This window comes from Corynebacterium sp. A21, assembly GCF_052266655.1.
Taxonomy (GTDB): Bacteria; Actinomycetota; Actinomycetes; order Mycobacteriales; family Mycobacteriaceae; genus Corynebacterium.
The window spans coordinates 1-3184 of record NZ_JBQPQY010000025.1 but is presented as its reverse complement, the minus strand read 5'-3'; the positions used below and the strand labels follow the sequence as shown (position 1 = coordinate 3184).

Sequence of the window (3184 nt, the reverse complement as noted above, 5' to 3'; positions counted from 1 at the left end):
TTGACCACGCTCGGCAAGATCAAGGTGAAAGCTCTCCCCCGGCTAGGGCATGGCAGTCACAGCTACCAAGGCTCAGAGGAAAGTTATAGCTCGATATCTCGGGTCCGGAAGCTGACCCCCGAGCAGACCAGAGCCGGTCAGCAATTGGGCATGCATCGAAGGAGAGCCGAAAGGCAGCTCCGCCTCCGTGTGGCGAGGAGCGACTGAAGACCAGATTCCGCAGGAATGAGGCCACTTACTCCCCTAGGCCAAATATAGTGCCCCTTTCAACCTTGAGATGCTGGCATTGAATAGCTCCCCACAGCACCACCTACAACTTCAGAGAGAGGATCCGTACAGCACTCTTCGGAGAAAACTACTTTCAGGTTCTTCCTGGCCGATACGACGCTACGCGGCAGAGGCCCCGGGACTTCTGCCCAATTTGCAGAACCGCATGGCGGGCACCTTTAGGTCGGTGCGCAGACCTGAGTGCCCGATAGCTTCTTTTACACCTTGCCCAGCACCTGGGCAGCCCTGCTCGCGCCACCGGCGCCGCTCTCATCATCTTCCGCGTTCAGCACTCCACCAAGGAAAACCACGATGGTCTTAGTGTCCAGGTTGTTGATCACCCCACCCCGAGGGGCCCCAACCAACAGGCACCGCCCAGTTCTGAATGAACTGAGGACTGATCTCTATGCCGTTCTTCCTCGAGGACCAGGAGCACCATTTCCTTGTCTAGCGTGGCAGGAATTAGAGACTTGACCTGCGAACACAAAAGAGAATTGGGCCGGGATCGGGTAGTGCGCCATCACACCATCGGGCGCCTCTTTCAGACCAGGTTCATTGCTTATGGTTTTTATTTCTTAGACGAGGAGCGGGGTGAGCCTAATTGAATCCATGGTTCAAAACCTCCGTGTCCCCAACCGATATCCCAAGGCTGTCATCGGCGGTCATTCGGTTAATCGAGCAAAGTAACTTAGGGGCCGACTGGCCAAAATATGGTTGGCCATCTTAAGCCGGTTCAACATATGAAGCATCCTTAAAGAGGGTCCATGCATCGCCATCACAACCAACCTCGAAATTAGTCTGCGGGAAGCAGACATGCAGAGGACTTCTGATATCTACGCAAAAGCCTTCCGAATCTCATAGACCCATACCGGTACCATAATGGTGCCGTTTCCCTATGGCTACCAATCCTCGACTGACCAACGCCGAGGATCAGCAGTTGAGCTACCTAGCCACCTCTGCCGGCCTATCCAAGCAGCAGGTCATCACTCAACTGATCAGGAAGCAGTGGGAAACAGAAAATGCTCGGGTTACGGCTTCACGTCAACTCGATGACATTTTCACCCAGCGAAAGCCCCTGATGGACCGGCTGCGAGACGCTTGATGGACACACGCGCAATCCTAAGTCTGGATGCCCTGCGCCCCTGGTTGGAAGAGAACCGGTTCCATGCCCGAGACTGGGGCCTACTTGCCACCGCCCTTGACCGCCCCTGGACAACATTCGGTGGCAATGACCTCTACCCCGATGTGTGGCACAAGACCGGTGCACTCATCGACAGCCTTGAACAAAGTCACCCGCTCCTGGGCGGCAACAAGCGTCTCAGAGTTCTGCTGGGTTTACTGATGCTCCGCAGCCACGGTATAGACGATAATGAAATCACTGACGACCAGTGGTTTGGCCTCATCACAGACATCGCCACTCATCCTCCCCCGGTCGACGATATTGCTGACCACCTGCGCAGTTTCTACTCCTGACCCGCTCCCCAGCGGTATATCCCAGGACTCAGAACCTGTGGAGAAATCCGATCCGATATCGGTCGCTTCCAGACAGCGCGGTTGCGCTCTCCCCGGTTGCTGCAACGTTGCCCGAGGGGCATGCTTTCGCGTGATACCGACCTTCAACAAAATCGAGCAGCAAATTTTTCACTGCCCGGGAAGTCCGCCAGACTGTGAGAGCAGGATGTAGTTCGCTCGAGAATCAAAAGCATGCGATGCCGGGGTGTTCACTCGATTGATCTTTGAGGCACCTGCATGCCCGAACCTTGTTCACTACCGTGCAAGTCGCGTATGCACACAAGCGTGGATTGAAGTGCGTGGAGAACCCGGCAGGCGCCGGCGCTCTCGATACCGATTCACTTCCGAGCGTGCCCGCGATCTCCTCAAGACGGATCCACGGTGCCTATATTGCTCCCCGGGTCACCCGTTGAGGTCTCCTGAGAGATCTAAACATCTCCATGTTCCCCTCACCAGAAGGATTCCGGGGAAGGGCGCTGGACTGCAATAGGTGGTTCTGCGCGAAATTTGCGGGGATTACTGACCGTGACCATGTCCACTCCTGCGCGCTCAGCAACCTTCAAGGTTGCTTCATCCTTGATGGTCCAACATCCCACTTTGATGCCCCGGGCCTGGAGCTTGGCGATCGTGGAGATTTCGAGGGAAGCCACGGAGGGAAGGAATGCAGCTATATTCACCGCATTCAACTCCTCGAGGATTGCCAGATCAAAGATCGACTCCGGTGCTCGCAACACTCCGAGCCGGCTGCTGGGGAGTCTGGCGGCAAGTTCCGTCAAGATGATATCGAAGAAACTGATGAACAGAACCCGTTTCAGGTCATCCGGTCGCCTCTCAAAGAGGGTGGCGAGAGCCGGCACCGCCCCGGCGGCTTTCACCTCTACCTGAATGGGAAGTTTCACGGCGTCGAGAACTTCTTCCAGAGTTGGAATACTGCTACCGTCGCGAAGCTCAATCTCCTTGATTTCCGATAGCCTCAAGGCGGCCATCGGCTCCTCAAGGCGTCCAGAGTCTGGATTCCCCACTCTCGCTGCCGTGGGGTCATGAATAACAACGACCTGATTGTCACGCGAGGCATGAACATCCAATTCGATGGCATCGGCCCCCGCGGCCTCGGCCGCAACGAAACTTGCCAGCGTGTTCTCCAGCTCCAGGTCTTCAGCACCTCGATGACCGACAATCTTCATTGTGAATCTCCATTCAGTGCGCCACGCATGAGTCTCGAATCTAACACGTAGGCACTCCCCCAGAGCGCCCCGGAGACTCTGCTTATTGACGCCGTGACGCTACCGGCACACACTCCTTGACACGCTCCCGGGCATACAAAAAAGGGGCCCGGCCAAAGGGGGGTGTTCACACCCCCCCTGGCCGGACCCCCGCAGCAATCATGCTCAGGGCATGACAAAAG

4 protein-coding genes are annotated in these 3184 nt (G+C 56.4%); 2 read left to right on the top strand and 2 right to left on the bottom strand.

What is annotated here, in order from left to right:
- Positions 1–485: 485 nt before the first annotated feature.
- Entirely contained in the window at positions 486–608 is a 123-nt protein-coding gene (locus tag ACTU46_RS16125; protein WP_443383933.1) for a hypothetical protein, read from the bottom strand.
- 554 nt (positions 609–1162) lie between these two features.
- Here ACTU46_RS16125 and ACTU46_RS16120 point away from each other — a divergent pair.
- On the top strand, positions 1163–1369 hold the full coding sequence (locus ACTU46_RS16120; protein ID WP_443383930.1) for a hypothetical protein: 207 nt from the start codon (positions 1163–1165) through the stop codon (positions 1367–1369).
- Positions 1369–1740, top strand: coding sequence for a Fic family protein (locus ACTU46_RS16115; RefSeq protein WP_443383936.1), 372 nt, complete (start codon positions 1369–1371; stop codon positions 1738–1740). The genes ACTU46_RS16120 and ACTU46_RS16115 overlap by 1 nt, the downstream gene beginning before the upstream one ends.
- Before the next feature lie 488 nt (positions 1741–2228).
- On the opposite strand, the gene ACTU46_RS16110 is transcribed toward ACTU46_RS16115, so the two are convergent.
- Positions 2229–2963, bottom strand: coding sequence for a glycerophosphodiester phosphodiesterase (locus ACTU46_RS16110; RefSeq protein ID WP_443383927.1), 735 nt, complete (start codon positions 2961–2963; stop codon positions 2229–2231).
- Between the last annotated feature and the right edge of the window lie 221 nt (positions 2964–3184).

Excerpts from the sequence above, each read along its gene's own strand:
- ACTU46_RS16120 (WP_443383930.1), top strand. The coding sequence starts at position 1,163 with ATGGCTACCAATCCTCGACTGACCAACGCCGAGGATCAGCAGTTGAGC.
- ACTU46_RS16115 (WP_443383936.1), top strand. The coding sequence starts at position 1,369 with ATGGACACACGCGCAATCCTAAGTCTGGATGCCCTGCGCCCCTGGTTG.
- ACTU46_RS16110 (WP_443383927.1), bottom strand. The coding sequence starts at position 2,963 with ATGAAGATTGTCGGTCATCGAGGTGCTGAAGACCTGGAGCTGGAGAAC.